This window comes from Micromonospora sp. NPDC007220 (genome assembly GCF_040634035.1).
Lineage (GTDB): Bacteria > Actinomycetota > Actinomycetes > Mycobacteriales > Micromonosporaceae > Micromonospora > Micromonospora reichwaldensis.
Genome location: NZ_JBEYEU010000001.1, coordinates 971901 through 989310 on the forward strand (window position 1 = coordinate 971901; position 17410 = coordinate 989310).

15 protein-coding genes are annotated in these 17410 nt (G+C 73.0%); 11 read left to right on the forward strand and 4 right to left on the reverse strand.

Going from position 1 to position 17410, the window contains the following annotated elements:
• Positions 1-68: 68 nt before the first annotated feature.
• Together ABZ573_RS04675 and cofD are read right to left on the reverse strand one after the other, a co-directional pair.
• A complete protein-coding gene (locus tag ABZ573_RS04675; RefSeq protein WP_327030528.1) occupies positions 69-1157 on the reverse strand; it encodes a coenzyme F420-0:L-glutamate ligase in 1089 nt (362 codons plus the stop codon).
• Complete coding sequence (gene cofD, locus ABZ573_RS04680; protein ID WP_151456820.1) at positions 1154-2101, reverse strand: 2-phospho-L-lactate transferase; 948 nt, start codon at positions 2099-2101, stop codon at positions 1154-1156. The genes ABZ573_RS04675 and cofD overlap by 4 nt, the downstream gene beginning before the upstream one ends.
• Positions 2102-2199: 98 nt before the next feature.
• On the opposite strand from cofD, the gene ABZ573_RS04685 reads away from it, so the two are divergent.
• From ABZ573_RS04685 to ABZ573_RS04695, 3 genes are all read left to right on the forward strand, one after another.
• Positions 2200-3168 carry a hypothetical protein gene (locus tag ABZ573_RS04685; protein WP_327030529.1) on the forward strand — a complete coding sequence of 323 codons (969 nt, stop codon included), beginning with the start codon at positions 2200-2202 and terminating at the stop codon, positions 3166-3168.
• 581 nt (positions 3169-3749) lie between these two features.
• Positions 3750-6257 (forward strand): bifunctional FO biosynthesis protein CofGH, encoded by a 2508-nt coding sequence (locus ABZ573_RS04690; RefSeq protein ID WP_358115569.1) that lies wholly within the window; start codon positions 3750-3752, stop codon positions 6255-6257.
• 623 nt (positions 6258-6880) lie between these two features.
• Entirely contained in the window at positions 6881-7138 is a 258-nt protein-coding gene (locus ABZ573_RS04695) for a WhiB family transcriptional regulator (protein WP_088980572.1), read from the forward strand.
• Between the two features lie 35 nt (positions 7139-7173).
• Here ABZ573_RS04695 and ABZ573_RS04700 read toward each other — a convergent pair whose 3' ends face one another.
• Complete coding sequence (locus tag ABZ573_RS04700; RefSeq protein WP_089001916.1) at positions 7174-7623, reverse strand: metallopeptidase family protein; 450 nt, start codon at positions 7621-7623, stop codon at positions 7174-7176.
• 198 nt (positions 7624-7821) lie between these two features.
• Here ABZ573_RS04700 and ABZ573_RS04705 point away from each other — a divergent pair, with 198 nt between their 5' ends.
• The 7 genes from ABZ573_RS04705 to ABZ573_RS04735 all read left to right on the forward strand — a co-directional run bounded on the left by ABZ573_RS04705 (position 7822) and on the right by ABZ573_RS04735 (position 13791).
• Positions 7822-8190, forward strand: a complete 369-nt coding sequence (locus ABZ573_RS04705; protein WP_132233538.1) for a DUF3499 domain-containing protein — start codon at positions 7822-7824, stop codon at positions 8188-8190.
• Positions 8191-8476: 286 nt separating this feature from the next.
• A complete protein-coding gene (locus ABZ573_RS04710) occupies positions 8477-9244 on the forward strand; it encodes a helix-turn-helix transcriptional regulator (RefSeq protein WP_358115572.1) in 768 nt (255 codons plus the stop codon).
• Complete coding sequence (locus tag ABZ573_RS04715) at positions 9235-9435, forward strand: DUF397 domain-containing protein (RefSeq protein ID WP_358115575.1); 201 nt, start codon at positions 9235-9237, stop codon at positions 9433-9435. Before ABZ573_RS04710 ends, ABZ573_RS04715 begins: the two co-directional genes overlap by 10 nt.
• A gap of 288 nt (positions 9436-9723) precedes the next feature.
• Complete coding sequence (locus ABZ573_RS04720) at positions 9724-10908, forward strand: spermidine/putrescine ABC transporter substrate-binding protein (RefSeq protein WP_151457481.1); 1185 nt, start codon at positions 9724-9726, stop codon at positions 10906-10908.
• Between the two features lie 5 nt (positions 10909-10913).
• Positions 10914-12080, forward strand: a complete 1167-nt coding sequence (locus ABZ573_RS04725) for an ABC transporter ATP-binding protein (RefSeq protein ID WP_358115578.1) — start codon at positions 10914-10916, stop codon at positions 12078-12080.
• A complete protein-coding gene (locus tag ABZ573_RS04730; protein WP_358115581.1) occupies positions 12077-12991 on the forward strand; it encodes an ABC transporter permease in 915 nt (304 codons plus the stop codon). The genes ABZ573_RS04725 and ABZ573_RS04730 overlap by 4 nt, the downstream gene beginning before the upstream one ends.
• Positions 12988-13791 (forward strand): ABC transporter permease, encoded by an 804-nt coding sequence (locus tag ABZ573_RS04735; protein WP_358115584.1) that lies wholly within the window; start codon positions 12988-12990, stop codon positions 13789-13791. The genes ABZ573_RS04730 and ABZ573_RS04735 overlap by 4 nt, the downstream gene beginning before the upstream one ends.
• 49 nt (positions 13792-13840) lie before the next feature.
• On the opposite strand, the gene ABZ573_RS04740 is transcribed toward ABZ573_RS04735, so the two are convergent.
• Complete coding sequence (locus tag ABZ573_RS04740; protein ID WP_358115587.1) at positions 13841-15784, reverse strand: proprotein convertase P-domain-containing protein; 1944 nt, start codon at positions 15782-15784, stop codon at positions 13841-13843.
• A gap of 185 nt (positions 15785-15969) precedes the next feature.
• On the opposite strand from ABZ573_RS04740, the gene ABZ573_RS04745 reads away from it, so the two are divergent.
• Complete coding sequence (locus ABZ573_RS04745) at positions 15970-17409, forward strand: aldehyde dehydrogenase family protein (RefSeq protein WP_151456359.1); 1440 nt, start codon at positions 15970-15972, stop codon at positions 17407-17409.
• Position 17410 lies beyond the last annotated feature (1 nt).

The following is a 17410-nucleotide window of genomic DNA, read 5'->3' on the forward strand; positions in this document are numbered from 1 at the left end:
CCGGGTGCCGTCAGCCGGGTCCCGGGCGAGGGACGGCTGGTGATTGTGCCCCTGCCGCCCGGGCGCCGTCAGAGGGCGAGCGCGGCGCTGGCGGTGGTGCCCGGGGGCGGGGGGAGCAGCAGGGAGGCGACGCCCTCGGCCGCCAGGGCGGCGCGGAGGCGTTGCAGGTCGGCGCCGAAGCGGACCAGGTCGACCGGGCCGGCCGGGGTGGCCGGGGAGCCGAGCACCAGCGTCGTCGCGTCCGCCGGCCAGCCGGGCACCCGGGAGGTCAGCCCGGCGTGGGCCTCCTCGTCGGAGACCAGGCTGAAGACCGTGCCGGGGGCGACCACGCCCGCGACCGTGCCGATCGCCCGGCGTACGGCCTCCGGGTCGGGCGGGCTCGGGTTGGGGCCGTCCGCCAGGGTGGCGGCGGCGGCCAGCCCGGCGGCCCTCGCCTCGGCGGTGCCCAGCGAGAAGAGGTCCATCGACGCGTCCCGGACCAGCGCCGACGCGCCGACGCCGTCGTCGGGCTGGGGCGCGGTGAGGTAGCCGCGCACCACCGCGACGGGCATCTGGTCACACTTGCCCTTGATCAGCTCGCCCGCGCCGGCCAGCTCGTCCACCACCGCCATCTGGGTGAGCTGGAGCTCGTTGCCGTACGGGTCGACCTCGCCCCGGTGGTCGCGGATCGCGTCCATCCCGGCGACACCGAGCGCCACGTCGGTGAGCCCGTTGCGCCAGGGCCGGCCCATCGTGTCGCTGACGATCACCGCGACGTCCACGCCGTGGCGCTCGCGCAGGGCGGCGCGCAGCGCCCGGGCGGAGGCGTCCGGGTCCTCGGGGAGCAGCACCAGCCGGGTCTTGTCGACGTTCGAGGCGTCGATGCCGGCCGACGCCATCACGAAGCCGTGGTGGGTCTGCACGATCCGGGTCGCGCCCCGGGTGGCCACCACCCGCGCCGTCTCGGCGGCCAGCACCTCGTCCCGCGCGGCGAGCCGCTCGGGCCCGTCCGCCGGGACGTCGACGAGGCGCCCCTCCGCCTTCGAGACGATCTTGCTGGTCACGACCAGCACGTCGCCGTCGCGCAGCCAGGGCGCGGCGGTGGCGATCAGGCCCGCCAGGTCGTCGCCCTCGGACACGTGGCCGATGCCCGGCACCGGCAGGATCTCAAGCCTCACGTCAGCTCCAGCGCGGCGCGGACCATGGCCGCCGTCGCCGCCTCGTCGGTCATCCGCAGCGGTGCCGCGCGGACCGTCACCTCCGGCACCACCGCGCCGGCGTCCTCCTCGGCGACCAGCCAGCCGTCGAGCAGCCCGCCGGCCGACCGGCCGCCGTAGAGCCGGCCCACGCCGGCCGCGCTGCACTCCACCCCGAGCACCGCCAGGCAGCGGTCGGCCATGCCGCGCACCGGCGCGCCGCCGATGATCGGCGACACGCCGACCACCGGCGCGGGGCCGTCAGCGACCGCCTCGCGCAGCCCGGGCACGGCCAGGATCGGGGCGACGCTCACGACCGGGTTGCTCGGCGCGATCAGCACCACGTCGGCCCCGGCGACGGCCTCCAGCACGCCGGGCGCCGGCCGGGCGGCCTCCGCGCCGACGAAGACGAACCTGTGGGTGGGGACGTCGCCGCGGTGGCGTACCCACCACTCCTGGAAGTGGATCGCCCGCTGGCCGCCGTCGAGCTCCACCACCACGTGCGTCTCGAGCCGGTCGTCGGTCGCCGGCAGCATGCGTACGCCCGGCTGCCAGCGGGCGGCGAGCGCCTCGGTGACGGCGTGCAGCGGGTAGCCGGCGTTGATCATCGTGGTCCGCACCAGGTGGGTGGCGATGTCCTTGTCGCCGAGCCCGAACCAGCTCGGCTCGGCGCCGTACGCGGCCAGTTCCTGCTTGACCGTCCAGCTCTCGCCGACGCGCCCCCAGCCCCGCTCCGGATCCGCGCCGCCACCCAGCGTGTACATCACGCTGTCCAGGTCGGGGCAGACCTTGAGCCCGTGCAGGAGCAGATCGTCGCCGACGTTGACCACGGCGGTCACCTCGGCGCCGACCTCCCGGGCGTACGCACGTACGCCGACCAGGAAGCGAGCACCTCCGATGCCGCCCGTCAGAACCACGATGCGCATGCGCCCATCCTCGCGTACGGGCCGCCTCCGGTCCGCGTGTGGGCCGGGAGACTAGGCTCACGTCGGCAACTGTCCGCATTCGCCCCGAGGGGGATCCCGTGACCAGCCCCGCCGAGCCCGCGTCCACCGACGCGACGCAGGCCAGCCAACTGACCAAGCCGCTGCGTGAACTCGCCGCGTTCGTGCTCCTCGGCGCGAACGCCGTGTTCCTCTTCGTCGGCCTGATCCGGCTGGTGACGCCCACCGAGTACAGCACGATCGGGGGCCGGGCGGGCAGCGCCTTCTTCGCCTTCGTCGGCGTGGAGTCGGTGTTCCTGCCGCTGCTGGCCGTGCTGCTCGCCACGCACGTGAAGCCCCCGGTGCCGAAGGCGAAGCTGATCACCCAGGTCGCCCTGGGCGAGTACGCCTTCAGCGCGCTGTTCGGCGGGCTGACCTTCCTCTTCTGGACGGTCGACCGGCTGGCCGAGGGCGAGATCCTCGACGCCTTCCTGGGCCTGCTGAGCCGCGTAGCCTGGCTGGCGCTGTTCGCCGTCGCCGCGTACGTCGTGTTCAAGGTCTGGCGCACCCTCTACCACGTGCCGAAGCCGAAGCCGCAGCCCGGCGTGTACGGCCAGCCGCAGCCCGGCTGGCCCCAGCAGCAGGGCGGCTACCCCGTCCCGGGCCAGCAGGTCCCCGGCCAGCAGGTCCCGGGTCAGCAGGTTCCCGGTCAGCAGGTCCCGGGTCAGCAGGTTCCCGGTCAGCAGGGCGGCTGGCAGGCGCCGGGCCCCTACGGCGCCCCGTACGGTCAGCAGCCCGCGCCGTACGCCGGCGGCCCGCAGCCGGGCTCGCCGTTCGCCCCGCAGTCCGCGCCCCCGGCCGCTCCCGCCCCGCAGTCCGCGCCCCCGTTCGGCCAGCCGCAGAGTGCCCCGCCGTTCGGCCAGCCGCCCTCGGCCGACCCGACCCAGGCGATCCCGCGCCAGCCCGTCGAGCCGGCGGAGCCCACCCAGGCGATTCCGCGTCCCGCCGCCGACGAGACCGACCGGACCCAGCGCATCAACCCCGGCGAGAGCCCCGACGCCCCGCGCTGACCGCGACCCCGCCTCACCCGAGCGCCCCGCACGGCTCCCGTGCGGGGCGCTCGCCGTCCCATCTCCACTGCCCCCGTCTCGCCTCCACTGCCCCCGTCTCGCCTCCACTGCCCCCGTCTCGCCTCCACTGCCCCCGTCTCGCCTCCACTGCCCCTGCCTGACAACTCCGGCGTGAGCTACGGCCTGGCGGCCGGCAACGACTCCGGCGGCACCCCCACTGCCCCGCCCCACCCCGCCCTCAGGCCGCGTTGATCAAGAGGTTTTGGCCTGCAGAAGGCACTCGCTGGGGCCAAAACCTCTTGATCAACGCCCGGAGCTGCTCCGGAGTCGCGCCCGGGAGCCGCCCGGGGCTGCCCCGGAGTCGCGCCCGGGAGCCGCCTCGAAGCCGTTCGGCGGAAGCCGCCCTGGAGTCACGCCCGGGAGCAGTCCCCGGGGTGCGGTGGGGAGCGGGAGCCGGCGGGCGGCGCGGGGGTGGGCCTGGGAGCGGCGCGGGGTGTGGCAGGGGGGTGGGGTGCGCTGGGTCACCGTGTGGGCCGGGTGGGTGAGGTGGGATGGGGCGGATGAGCGCCTAGGCTGGGCGGATGGTTGATCGCACCGTGCCCGGCCCGACCGATGCGAGCGTGCGGCGGGCACTGCACCGGGCCGCGAGCGGGCGGGCGCTCGACGTCGACGAGGCCGCCGCGCTGCTGGCCGCCAGGGGCGGGGCGCTGGACGAACTGCTCGACGTGGCGGGCGCCGTGCGCGACGCCGGGCTGCGCGAGGCCGGGCGGCCGGGCGTGGTCACGTACTCGAAGAAGGTCTTCATTCCTCTCACCCGGCTGTGCCGGGACCGGTGCCACTACTGCACCTTCGCGACCGTGCCGCACCGGCTGCCGGCGGCCTTCCTCGACCGGGACGAGGTCCTCGCCATCGCGCGGGCGGGCGCGGCGCAGGGCTGCAAGGAGGCCCTGTTCACGCTCGGCGACCGGCCGGAGGAGCGCTGGCCGGCGGCCCGGCAGTGGCTGGACGAGCGCGGCTACGACTCCACCCTGGACTACCTGCGCGCCTGCGCGGTGGCGGTGCTGGAGGAGACCGGGCTGCTGCCGCACCTGAACCCGGGCGTGCTTTCCTGGTCGGAGTTGCAGCGGCTCAAGCCCGTCGCGCCCAGCATGGGGATGATGCTGGAGACCACGGCGACGCGGCTGTGGTCGGAGCCGGGCGGCCCGCACTTCGGCTCGCCGGACAAGGAGCCGGCGGTACGGCTGCGGGTGCTCGACGACGCGGGCCGGGTCGGCGTGCCCTTCACCACCGGCATCCTGATCGGCATCGGCGAGACCCCGGCCGAGCGGGTCGACGCGATCTTCGCGATCCGCCGGGCGCACCGCGAGTACGGCCATCTCCAGGAGGTGATCGTGCAGAACTTCCGCGCGAAGCCGGACACGGCGATGCGCGGGATGCCCGACGCGGAGCTGCGCGATCTGGCCGCCACGGTGGCGGTGGCCCGGGTGCTGCTCGGGCCGAAGGCCCGGATCCAGGCCCCGCCGAACCTCATCGCGGGCGAGTACGACCTGCTGCTGCGCGCCGGCATCGACGACTGGGGCGGGGTCTCCCCGCTGACCCCGGACCACGTCAACCCGGAGCGTCCCTGGCCGCAGATCGACGAGCTGGCCCGGCACACGGAGAAGTCCGGCTTCACCCTGCGCGAGCGGCTGACGATCTACCCCGAGTACGTGCGGGCCGGCGATCCGTGGCTGGATCCGCGCCTGTTGCCGCACGTCGGCGCGCTGGCCGATCCGGCGACCGGGCTGGCCGTCGAGGCGGCCCGACCGGTGGGCCGGCCCTGGCAGGAGCCCGACGAGACGTACGGCGGCCGGACCGACCTGCACGCGACCATCGACACCACGGGGCGCACCGGTGACCGGCGCGGCGACTTCGACCACGTCTACGGCGACTGGGCGGAGGTGGCCGGCAAGGTCACCGCCGGGGCCGGGGGCGGGACCGACCTCGACCTGCGGGCGGGGTTGCGGCTGGCGGCCGACGACCCGGCGGCGCTGCTGGAGCCCAGGCACGCCGACGCCGCGCTGGCGCTTTTCGCCGCCGACGGGCCGGCGCTCGACGAGCTGTGCCGGCTCGCCGACGACGTCCGCCGGGCGGCGGTCGGCGACGACGTGACGTACGTGGTCAACCGCAACATCAACTTCAGCAACGTCTGCTATGTCGGGTGCCGGTTCTGCGCCTTCGCCCAGCGGGAGCGGGACGCCGACGCGTACCGGCTGTCGGTGGACCAGGTCGCCGACCGGGCCGAGGAGGCGTGGGCGGCCGGTGCCAGCGAGGTATGCCTCCAGGGCGGGATCGACCCGAAGCTGCCGGTGACCGTCTACGCCGACCTGGTCCGGGCGATCAAGGCGCGGGTGCCGGGGATGCACGTGCACGCGTTCTCGCCGATGGAGATCGTCACCGCCGCCGCCAAGGCCGGCGTGCCGGTGCGGGAGTGGCTGACCGGGCTGCGCGAGGCCGGCCTGGACACCATCCCGGGCACCGCCGCCGAGATTCTCGACGACGACGTGCGCTGGGTGCTCACCAAGGGCAAACTGCCGGCCGCCGCCTGGGTCGACGTGGTCGGCACGGCCCACGAGCTGGGCATCCGGTCCAGCTCCACCATGATGTACGGCCACGTGGACCACCCCGGGCAGTGGCTCGCGCACTTCCGGGTGCTGGCCGGGTTGCAGGACCGTACGGGCGGCTTCACCGAGTTCGTGGCGCTGCCGTTCGTGCACACGAACGCGCCGATCTACCTGGCCGGCATCGCCCGCCCGGGGCCGACGTGGCGGGAGAACCGGGTCGTGCACGCGATGGCCCGGCTGCTGCTGCACGGCCGGATCGACAACATCCAGTGCTCCTGGGTGAAGCTCGGCGACGAGGGTACGGCGGCGATGCTGCGGGGCGGCTGCAACGACCTGGGCGGCACGCTGATGGAGGAGACGATCTCCCGGATGGCCGGCTCCGGCAACGGCTCGGCCCGTACCGAGGAGCAGTTGATCGCCATCGCGACGGCCGCCGGACGACCGGCCCGCAGGCGCACGACGGCGTACGGCAGCCCTCGTCCATAGCGGACGTCGCGCGGCACGCCGCCGGCCTGACTCGTCCGCCTCACCCGTACCGCCTGGTGGGACGAGCGGCCATCGGTGGGCGGGATTTCTGTCGCAAGTGGAGGGACGGCCGGATCCGTCCGGCACAGCAGCGTGTTGGTGGCCCGCCGCGATTCGGGGTACGCGGGCGCACCGCCGCGCCGCGTCCACATCGTGGGCGCAGCGCCGTCGGCGTTGCCGGCTCGGCGGGCGGTCGGCGGCAACTCGGGTTAACCTGTGCCCCACCAAGATCAACGAATCGCGGTGGGTGACTTCCGAGCGTCCTCATCGGCCTTCCCTGTGCGGTCGGCGGGGAAGCGCCACGGGAGAAAACTCGGGCAACTCGCCGGAGAGGGCGTTACTCGGCCGGGGTCTGAATCGATAGGGCAGGTTGCGAGGCCGGGTGGCCGGGTGGCCGTCCGGAGTGTTGTCGGGAGGACGACTCCATTATCAAGTTCAGCTTGACGGCGCACGCATTACACGCGTGTAATTTGAATGGGGTTGTTCGCACGGAACGCAACAAATCGGGACCGTACGGACAAGCACGCCTTCCGCGTGGGGGGTTGCAGCGGCGATGACGCCGGTGCGCGACAAGGAGGCATCTGATGGACGGCCAGCTTGAGGTGGCCGACCTGCTCGGAAACGCGCCGGAGTGGCAGGAGCGGGCGCTTTGCTCCCAGACCGATCCGGAGGCGTTCTTTCCCGAGAAGGGCGGCTCGACCCGCGAGGCGAAGCGGATCTGCTCGCGCTGCGAGGTGAAGACGGAATGCCTCGAATACGCTCTCGGCCACGACGAGCGGTTCGGGATCTGGGGCGGGCTCTCCGAGCGGGAGCGGCGCAAGCTCAAGCGGCGGGTCGCCTGAGCTTTGCCGGGCCGGGGCGGTGGGGGCCGCCCGGCTCAGGCCAACTCGTCGGGGTCCACCCCGAGCAGATTGGCCACCTGTTCGATGATCACGTCGTGCACGAGATCCGCGAGGTCCTCGCGGTCCATCGCCCGGAACTCCAACGGCCGGCGGTAGAGCACGATCCGCGGGGGCACCTCCTGCCGGCCGGGGCGACCCGGCAGCAGCCGGGCGAGCGGTACCTCGCCGTCCTCCAGCACATCGGAGTCGTAGACGTTGAGGTCCGGCGGAACGTCCTCCACAGCGAACTCGACCCCGGCCAGTTCCTTGGCGAACCGCCGTTCGAGGGTCTCGACCGTGTCCAGCACCAGATCGTCGAAGATCTCCGCCTTCGTACGCGCCAACGGCACCGTCGCCGGCACCAGCCGCCCGCGCAGGCCGCGCCCGTGCCGGTCGCGGTGGGCGCGCCGGCCGGGGCCGGGGCGGCGGTGTTCCGGGCTCGTCATGAGGAAAGGTTAGCGCCCGCACCGACCTGGCCTGCGGCAGCGCCGCTGGCGCGGCGCGGCGCGGTCGGCATCCGCGGGGTGGCGCTCGCCCGCCCGGGGGCCGGCCGGTGCGCAACCGGCCGAATTGTGATCACCGTGACGGGCGTGTCGCAACGCGAAGCAGTGCGCCGGACCCGGTAATGGAGATACCCTGCCGCCGTGAGGTCACCACGGCGCTGCTCCCGTAACGGCTGCCCCCGGCAAGCGGTCGCCACGCTGACCTATGTCTACAACGAGTCGACAGCGGTGGTCGGCCCCCTGGCGGCGTTCGCCGAGCCGCACACGTACGACCTCTGTGAACCGCACGCCCGGAGCCTGACGGCGCCGCGCGGCTGGGACGTGGTCCGGCACGAGGGCGAGTTCGAACCCCCGCCGCCCACCACCGACGATCTGGTCGCCCTCGCCGAGGCCGTCCGCGAGGCCGCCCGCCCGGTGGCTCCGCGCCCGCCCGAGGACGACCAGACCGTCAACTCGACCCCCCAGACGGGCCGCCGGGGTCACCTCCGCGTCATCCCCCCGAACCACTGACCCGCCGCTCCGGCGGAGGTCGCGGGGCGCCGAGGCGTCCGCGCTGACTCGACAGCCTGCCGGCCGAGGTGCGGGCGGCAGGGACCGGACCGTTGCGCCCCACTCGTTCCGCAACCCGGTCCGGGTGCAGCCGCGTAGGCATGTCCAGGGCCTTTTCCGGGCGGTCGTCGGCCACCTCGGATGCGCGAAACAGATCCCGCCGCGACACGCCGGCAGCGTCACGACAAGGGCACTCAGCGTGGCTACCGTGCGCCCCAGTGTGATCGCGGGCGCGGGAGGTCGGATGGTGAACGAGGTACTTCGGGTGGCGATGGCCGAGAAGGGCGAGACCGCCGAGTCGCTGGCGGAGAAGGTGGGTGTCGACCCGAAGACGGCGGGGCGGTGGCTCGCCTCGGGGCGGATCCCGCACCCCAGGACCCGGATCGCCGTCGCCGAGGTCCTCGGGCGCGACGCCGCCGAGCTGTGGCCCGAGCCGTTCCGCCGCCGTGACCTGCCGTGGTTCCGGCCGTGGGCCGAGCTGGAGCAGGACGCCGTCTCGATCAGGTCGTACGAACCATCGCTGGTGCCGGGCCTGCTCCAGACCGAGAAGTACGCCCGCGCGGTGCTGGCGACCGGCGGCCTGCTCCCGGCGGCCGAGGTGGACGAGATCGTGGGCGGCCGGCTGGCCCGGCAGGCGATCCTGGCCCGGGACGCCCCGCCCCAGCTCGTCGTCGTGATCGACGAGGTGGTGCTGCGCCGGCGGGTGGGGGACCGGGCGGTGATGGCCGGGCAGCTGGCCCACCTGCTGGCAATCGCCGCGCAGGAGCACGTGCAGGTGCGGGTGATCCCCGCCGAGACGCCGTGGCACACCGGGCTCGCCGGGCCGTTCGCCCTGATCCGCCTGCCCGACGGCGCCGAGACGGCCTATGTGGACAACCAGCTTCGCGGTCAGGTGGTGACCGAGAGTGCCGACGTTGCTAGCCTGGGCGCGAGATGGGAGAGCGTCGCCGGCGAGGCGCTGCCGCGACGCAAGTCGATCGAGCTGATCGGGGAAGTGGCGACGACATGGACATGACCGACGCCCGCTGGCGCACCGCGACCCGCAGCAGCAACAACGGTGGAAACTGCGTCGAGGTGGCCGACAACCTGCCCGGTCGGGTGCTCGTGCGGGACAGCAAGGACCGCGCCGGGGGCGTGCTCACCTTCGCGCCGCACGCCTGGCTGGCGTTCGTCGGGTCGGCCGGCCGGCACGGGCGCGCCGGCTGATCGGGGCGGTGCCCCAGGCGTACGCCTGCCCGCGCAGCGTGCGGCAGGCGAACGCCGCACCGGCGGGACAGGGCCGCCACCGCGACGATCCGCATCGCTCCCGCGACGATCCGCATCGCTCCCGTGGTCGAGCAGGATGTGGTCGCGTCATCGCCCTTCGCGCACGCTGATACCCGCCGTCCGTCGTCGCCGTCGGCCCATGCCAATATCTGTCGTTCACCGCACCTGACGTCCCGCCGGCGCGCCACTCCCGCCTGCCCGCCGACGATGACCCAGAGGAGTCGTCACATGCGAACTCCCCTCCGGCCCCTCACCCGGCGTGGGCTGCTGACCGGCGCCCTCGGCTCGGCGGCACTGCTGGCGGCGGGCGGCTCGCTGGCCGGCTGCGGCACCGAGGCCGCCACCCAGACGGAGGCCGGCTGCGTCAGCGAGGACCTGTCCGGCACCGAGAAGACGCTGACGTTCTCCAACTGGCCGCAGTACATGGACGTGGACGACGCCGACGCCGCCAAGCGGCCCACCCTGGACGCGTTCGTCGCGAAGAGTGGCATCCGGGTCGCCTACACCGAGGACATCAACGACAACAACGAGTTCTTCGGCAAGGTGCAGCACCAGCTCGCGGGATGCCAGCCCACCGGGCGGGACATCATGGTGCTCAGCGACTGGCTGACGGCGCGGATGATCCGGCTCGGCTGGGTCCAGAAGCTCGACCCGTCGAAGCTGCCCAACGTCCAGGCCAACCTGCTGTCCTCGCTGCGCAACCGCTCCTTCGACCCCTCGGACCACCTCGCCATCCCGTGGCAGTCGGGCCTGGCCGGTCTCGCCTACAACGGCCGGGTCGCCAGGGAGATCCGTACGGTCGACGAGCTGCTCACCCGCCCCGATCTCAGGGGCAGGGTGACCGCGCTGGCCGAGATGAGCGACACCATGGGCCTGCTGCTCCAGTCGAACGGCCACGATCCGGCGTACTTCAGCGACGCCCAGTTCGACGACGCGCTCGCCAAGCTGAAGAAGGCCGTCGACTCGGGCCAGATCCGCCGGTTCACCGGCAACGACTACGCGCCGGCGCTCGCCAAGGGCGACATCGCCGCCTGCATCGGCTGGTCCGGCGACGCCATCCAGCTCGGCTTCGAAGACGACAAGATCAAATTCGTCGTACCCGAGTCCGGGGCGATGCTCTGGTCGGACAACATGCTGGTGCCGAACAGGGCCACCCACAAGGGCAACGCCGAGAAACTCATCGACTACTACTACCAACCGGCGGTCGCCGCCCGGCTCGCGGCGTACGTCAACTACATCTGCCCCGTCAAGGGTGCGCAGGCCGAGATGGAGAAGATCGACCCGGCGCTGGCCGCCCACCCGTTGATCTTCCCCGACGACGCCATGCTCGCCAGAACGGCGGTCTTCATGGCGCTGGACGAGAAGCAGGAGCGCGAGTACGAGAGCAAGTTCCAGCGGGTCATCGGGGCGTGAGCGGGATGGGCGGGACGACTGCGGAACGCGGGAGCCCGGCCGGCGACCTGCGGCTGGCGAACCTCACCAAGCGGTTCGGCGGCGTCACCGCGGTGGACGACCTCAGCCTGACCGTCGCGCAGGGCTCGTACTTCGCTTTGCTCGGCCCGTCCGGCTGCGGCAAGACCACCACGCTGCGGCTGATCGCCGGCCTGGAGGAGCCGACCGGCGGGCAGGTGCTGCTGGGCGAACGGGACGTCACCCGGCTGCGTCCGCACAAGCGGCCGGTGAACACCGTCTTCCAGAGCTACGCGCTCTTCCCGCACCTGGACGTCTTCGAGAACGTGGCGTTCGGCCTGCGCCGGCGGGGCATCCGCTCCGTCGACGACGAGGTCATGGGCATGCTCGCGCTGGTGCAGCTCGACGACCACGGCCGCCGCCGCCCCGCCGAGCTGTCCGGCGGGCAGCAGCAGCGCGTCGCGCTGGCCCGCGCCCTCGTCAACCGCCCGCAGGTGATGCTGCTGGACGAGCCGCTCGGTGCGCTGGACCTGAAGCTGCGCCGGCGGATGCAGCTCGAACTCAAGCGGATCCAGACCGAGGTCGGCATCACGTTCGTGCACGTCACCCACGACCAGGAGGAGGCCATGACGATGGCCGACACCGTCGCGGTGCTGAACGCCGGGCGGATCGAGCAGCTCGGCGCCCCCGCCGACCTCTACGAATACCCGGCCACGGCGTTCGTGGCGAACTTCCTCGGCCAGTCCAACCTGCTCGCCGGCGAGGCGGCCGGCGCGACCGGAGAGGAGGTGGCGGTGTCGGCGCACGGCCGCCGCTTCTCGGTGCCCGCCGGCCGGGCCCGGGTCGACCGGGGGCCGGTCCACCTGGGCGTACGCCCGGAGAAGCTGCACCTGGTCGACTCCGTCGACCAGGTCCCCGCCGGATGCCAGCACGTCACCGGGATCGTCACCGACGCCTCCTACGTGGGGGTGAGCACCCAGTACCTGCTGCGCACCGGCTGGGGTGGCGAGCTGACCGCGTTCGTGGCCAACAGCGGCACGGCCCGTCCGCTGCCCGTGGGCACGGAGGCGGCGGCGTACTGGGAGCCACGGCACGCCTTCCTGCTGCCCCGGGAAGCCGGCGGGCAGGACCGGACCGCTCCGGCGCGGGACGAGCCGGTCGGCGCACCCTCGTGAGCGCCCCCGCGCGCCTGCCCAACGATGCCGCCCAGCCGTCGGCACCCGGACCGCCCCGCCCGCCCGGGCGGCACCGGCTCCTGCCGTACCTGCTGCTGCTGCCCGCGGCGGCGTGGCTGCTCGTCTTCTTCGCGGTGCCACTGCTTCAACTCGCCGCCGCCAGCCTCTACGACCCCGCCGGCTCGCTCGCCACCGGGTACGCCATGACGTGGGCCTTCGGCAACTACCCGGACGCGCTCGCCGCGTACTGGCCGCAGTTCGGGCGGTCCTTCGGCTACGCGGGCGCCGCGCTGGTGCTGGCGCTGCTGGCCGGCTACCCGCTCGCGTACGCCATCGCGCGCAAGGCCGGCCGGTGGAAGAACCTGCTGCTGGTCTGCGTGGTCGCGCCGATGTTCACCAGCTTCCTGGTGCGCACGCTGGCGTGGAAGACCATCCTGTCGGACAACGGCTGGCTCGTCGGGCTGCTGCGCGACGTGCACCTGCTCGCCCCCGACGGCCGGCTGCTGGCCACCCCCGTCGCGGTCGTGCTCGGCCTGACGTACAACTTCCTGCCCTTCCTGGTGCTGCCGCTGTACGCGAGCCTGGAGCGGCTGGACCCCCGGCTGCTGGAGGCGGCCGGCGACCTCTACGCCGGTCCGCTGCGGACGTTCCGCCGGGTCACCCTGCCGCTCTCCATGCCCGGCCTGGTCGCCGGCACGCTGCTGTTCTTCATCCCGGCCAGCGGCGACTACATCAACGCCGAACTGCTCGGCACCCCCAACGAGTACATGATCGGCAACGTCATCGACTCGGCGTTCCTGGTCCGGCTGGACTACCCGCAGGGCGCGGCGCTGTCGTTCCTGCTGATGGCGGCAATCCTCGCGGTGGTCTTCGGCTACCTGCGCCGGACCGGCCCGGAGAAGGTCATATGAGTGCGCGGATCTTCCGCTGGCTGGCCGACCGTTGGGTGGCGGGCGTGGCGCTGCTGGTGCTCGGCTACCTCCTCCTGCCGATCGCCGTGGTCGCCGCCCTCTCCTTCAACCGCCCCTCCAGCCGCCTGTCGTACGACTTCGACCAGTTCACGCTCGACAACTGGCGCAATCCGTGCGCCACCTCCGACATGTGCGACGCGGTGGTGCGCAGCGTCCAGATCGGCTTCATCGCGACCGTGGTCGCCACGGTGCTCGGCACCCTGATGGCGTTCGCACTGGCGCGGCACCGGTTCCGTGGCCGTTCCGGGATCGACGTGCTGATCTTCCTGCCGATGGCCACCCCCGAACTGGTGATGGGCACCTCGCTGCTGGCCCTCTTCGTCTCCGCCGGGGTGCCGCAGGGCTTCTGGACCGTCGTTGTCGCGCACGTCATGTTCTGCCTGTCGTTCGTGGTGGTCACCGTCAGGGCGCGGCTGGCCGGGATGGACCCCCGGCTGGAGGAGGCAGCGATGGACCTCTACGCGAGCGAGTGGCAGACCTTCCGGCGGATCACCCTGCCGCTGGCGCTGCCCGGCATCGTGGCCGCCGCGCTGCTCGCGTTCTCGCTCTCCTTCGACGACTTCATCGTCACGAACTTCAACGCCGGCACCACCGTCACGTTCCCCATGTACGTCTGGGGCGCCGCCCAGCGGGGCATCCCGCCGCAGGTCAACGTCATCGGCACCGCCATGTTCCTGCTCGCGCTACTACTGGTGCTCCCCGCCACCCTACGAACGAGAAGAGCCCCTCGCCGCGCGTGAGCGGTGGCGAGGGGCCCTTCGGTGCGGCCGTGCCTGGAGCTGACGGTCCCTAGAGGGTCAGGGTCCAGCCGTCGATGTAGCCGGTGTCGCCGGAGGCGGCGTCCTGGACGCGCAGGTTCCAGGTGCCGTTACGGGTCTCCGTGGAGAGGTTGACCGTGTAGGTCTGGTTGATGTTGTCGGCGGAGCCGCCGGTGCGGTTGTGCAGGGTGTAGGCGCTGCCGTCGGGGGCGACCAGGCTGACGACGAGGTCACCGACGTAGGTGTGCACGATCTGCACGGCGACCTTGCTGGTCGACGAGGCGGTACCGGTGCAGCCGGCGATCGCGATGCTGCTGGTGACCGTCGCGTTGTCGTTGACGGTGACGTTGTTGGCGTTGGTGCCGGTGCAGTTCGTCGTGCCGGAGCCGCCCAGGTTGAGCGTCCAGCTGTTCACGTAGCCGGTGTCGCCGGCGCCCGCGTCCTGGACCCGCAGCTTCCAGGTGCCGTTGGCGACCTCGGAGGAGAGGTTGACCGTGTAGGTCTGGTTGATGTTGTCGGCGGAGCCGCCGGTGCGGTTGTGCAGGGTGTAGGCGCTGCCGTCGGGAGCGACGAGGCTGACGGCGAGGTCACCGATGTAGGTGTGCACGATCTGCACGGCGACCGTGCTGGTGGAGCCGGCGGTGCCGGTGCAACCCGCGATGGTGATGGTGCTCTCCACCGTGGCGTTGTCGCTGATCGTCACGTCGGTGCCGTTGGTCTGGGTGCAGCCGGTGGGCGGCGGGGGCGGCGGGGGCGTGGTGCCGCCGTCGCCGACGTACAGCAGCTTGTTGGGCGAGCCGGTGCCGGGGCTGGTCACCGCGTTGCTGGTGGCGTCGGCGACGAGCTTGTCGCGTACCTGCTGCGGGGTGAACGTCGGGTTGGCGGCGAGCACGAGCGCGGCGGCGCCGACCACGTGCGGGGTCGCCATCGAGGTGCCGCTGATGCTGTTCGTGGCCGTGTTGCTGGTGTGCCAGGCCGAGGTGATCGAGCTGCCGGGCGCGAAGATGTCCAGGCAGGTGCCGATGTTGGAGAACGACGAGCGGGCGTCGGTGTTGGTGGTCGAGCCGACGGTGATGCCGGCGAGGAGGCTGGCCGGCGAGCTGTTGCAGGCGTTCGCGCCGTAGTCGTTGCCTGCCGCCAGGCCGTAGGTGACGCCGTCGGCGATGGAGCGGGCCACCGCGTCGTTGAGAGCCTGGCTGAAGCCGCCGCCGAGGCTCATGTTCGCCACCGCGAGCTGGCCGGCGGCGTGGTCGCCGGTTACCCAGTCGACGCCCTGGATGACGCCGGCGTCGGTGCCGCTGCCCTCGCAGTCGAGCACCCGGACGCCGACCAGCGTGACGCCCTTGGCCACGCCGTAGGCGGTGCCGCCGACCGTGCCGGCCACGTGCGTGCCGTGCCCGTTGCAGTCGTCCGCGCTGCCGCCGTCGATGGAGTCGAAGCCGGTGACGGCACGACCGCCGAAGTCGCTGTGGCCGAACCGGATGCCGGTGTCGATGATGTACGCCTTCACGCCCGAGCCGGTGTTCGGGTAGGTGTACGAGTTGTTCAGCGGCAGCGCGCGCTGGTCGAGCCGGTCCAGGCCCCAGGACGGGGTGGGGCTCTGCGTACCGCTGATCCGCATGGTGTGGTTCTGCTGGACGTAGCGCACCGAGGGGTCGGCGGCGAGCCGCTTGGCCTCCGCCTCGGACATCCGCGCCTCGAACCCGCGCAGCGCGTTCTGGTACGTCCGGTTGACCGCGCCCCGGTGCCGGCCGGCGAGGTCACGCGCCTTCTTCGTGACGTCGGTCCGGCCCACCGAGGTGTCCTTGAACACCACGATGTACGAGTCGTCGACGGCGGTGGCGCCGCCCGCCATGAGGATCTGTCCCTCGGCGGGGGCGGCCGTCGCCGGGGCGCCGAACGCCACGGCGGTGGCGACGGCGGCGGTCAGCACACCGGCGCGCCAGCGGCGCGCGGCTGGATAGGGGAGTGTCATCCCTCGGGTGTTCCTCTCGCTACACGACGGCGGGTGCGCCATCGATCGCAATTGATCAAAGTGAGCAAGAGCGTAGGGCCTCCACGGCAAAATGTGGAGACGTGAGGGGGACTTGTATTAGGGGTGCGGACTGCGGTAATGGATCAGCCGGGCTCACTGCCACGTGGAGGTCTACGCTGCTGCGTGTGGACCCGGTCGCCTTTCATGTCGCCTCCCGCCCCGCACACGGCGAGGGCGAGCTGACCGTGCACCACCCGTACGACGGGCGCGTCGTCGGTCGTACCACCCTCGCCACCGCCGGCCAGGTCGAAGCGGCCGTCGCGGCAGCGGCCGGGGTGGCCGCGGAGGTCGCGGTCCTGCCCGCGCACGCCCGCGCGGCGGCCCTGGACCACGTGTCCCGGCGGCTCGCCGAGCGGGCCGAGGAGTTCGCGCGGCTGATCACCGCCGAGAACGGCAAGCCGCTGAAGTGGGCCCGTGCCGAGGTCGGCCGCGCCGTCTCGACCTTCCGCTGGGCCGCCGAGGAGGCCCGGCGCTTCTCCGGCGAGCTGCAACGCCTCGACACCGACCCCGCCGCCACCGGGCGGATCGCCCTGGTCCGGCGGGTGCCGAAGGGGCCGGTGCTCGGCATCGCGCCGTTCAACTTCCCGCTGAACCTCGTCGCGCACAAGGTCGCCCCGGCCATCGCGGTCGGCGCCCCGATCATCGTCAAGCCCGCCCCCGCCACCCCGCTGTCGGCGCTGCTGCTGGGCGAGCTGCTCGCCGAGACCGACCTGCCGGAGGGGACGTTCTCGGTCCTGCCGCTACCGAACGAGCGCGCCGCCGAGCTGGTCGCCGACCCCCGGCTGCCGGTGGTCTCGTTCACCGGCTCCGGGCCGGTCGGCGCGGCGATCCGCCGCTCGGTGCCCGAGAAGCACGTCACCCTGGAGCTGGGCGGCAACGCCGCCGCCGTGATCTGCGAGGACTGGAACACCGCCGAGGACCTGACCTTCGCCGCGCACCGCATCGCGACGTTCTCCAACTACCAGGCCGGCCAGTCGTGCATCGCCGTGCAGCGGGTCTACGTGCACGAATGGCTCTACGACGCGTTCCTGCCCCGCCTCGTCGCGGCGGTGCAGGAGCTGCGGGTCGGCGACCCGTCCGACCCCCTCACCGACGTCGGGCCGCTGATCTCCGCCGACGCCGCCCGCCGGGTCGAGGCGTGGGTGGACGAGGCCGTCACCGCCGGCGCCACCATCGAGCTGGGCGGCCGGCGCGACGGCGCGACCTACCCGCCGACCGTGCTCTCCGGCGTGCCGGCGGACGCCAGGGTCTGCGCCGAGGAGGTCTTCGGGCCCGTGCTGGTGGTCGCCCGCGTCGCGCACGACCAGGCCGCGTTCGCCGCCGTCAACGACTCGGCGTACGGGTTGCAGGCGGGCGTCTTCACCCATCGCCTCGACACGGCCTTCGCGGCGCACCGCGCCCTGGAGGTGGGCGGGGTGATCGTCGGCGACGTGCCGTCGTACCGGGCCGACCAGATGCCGTACGGCGGGGTGAAGGGCAGCGGCGTCGGGCGGGAGGGCGTGCGCAGCGCCATGGAGGACTACACGGAGCCCCGGGTCATGGTGCTGACCGGCCTGTCGCTGTAGC

Coding starts and splice junctions, on each gene's coding strand:
- ABZ573_RS04735 (WP_358115584.1), top strand. CDS start 12,988: ATGAGTGCGCGGATCTTCCGCTGGCTGGCCGACCGTTGGGTGGCGGGC.
- ABZ573_RS04720 (WP_151457481.1), top strand. CDS start 9,724: ATGCGAACTCCCCTCCGGCCCCTCACCCGGCGTGGGCTGCTGACCGGC.
- ABZ573_RS04740 (WP_358115587.1), bottom strand. CDS start 15,784: ATGACACTCCCCTATCCAGCCGCGCGCCGCTGGCGCGCCGGTGTGCTG.
- ABZ573_RS04690 (WP_358115569.1), top strand. CDS start 3,750: ATGGTTGATCGCACCGTGCCCGGCCCGACCGATGCGAGCGTGCGGCGG.
- ABZ573_RS04725 (WP_358115578.1), top strand. CDS start 10,914: ATGGGCGGGACGACTGCGGAACGCGGGAGCCCGGCCGGCGACCTGCGG.
- cofD (WP_151456820.1), bottom strand. CDS start 2,101: ATGCGCATCGTGGTTCTGACGGGCGGCATCGGAGGTGCTCGCTTCCTG.
- ABZ573_RS04700 (WP_089001916.1), bottom strand. CDS start 7,623: ATGACGAGCCCGGAACACCGCCGCCCCGGCCCCGGCCGGCGCGCCCAC.
- ABZ573_RS04695 (WP_088980572.1), top strand. CDS start 6,881: ATGGACGGCCAGCTTGAGGTGGCCGACCTGCTCGGAAACGCGCCGGAG.
- ABZ573_RS04715 (WP_358115575.1), top strand. CDS start 9,235: ATGGACATGACCGACGCCCGCTGGCGCACCGCGACCCGCAGCAGCAAC.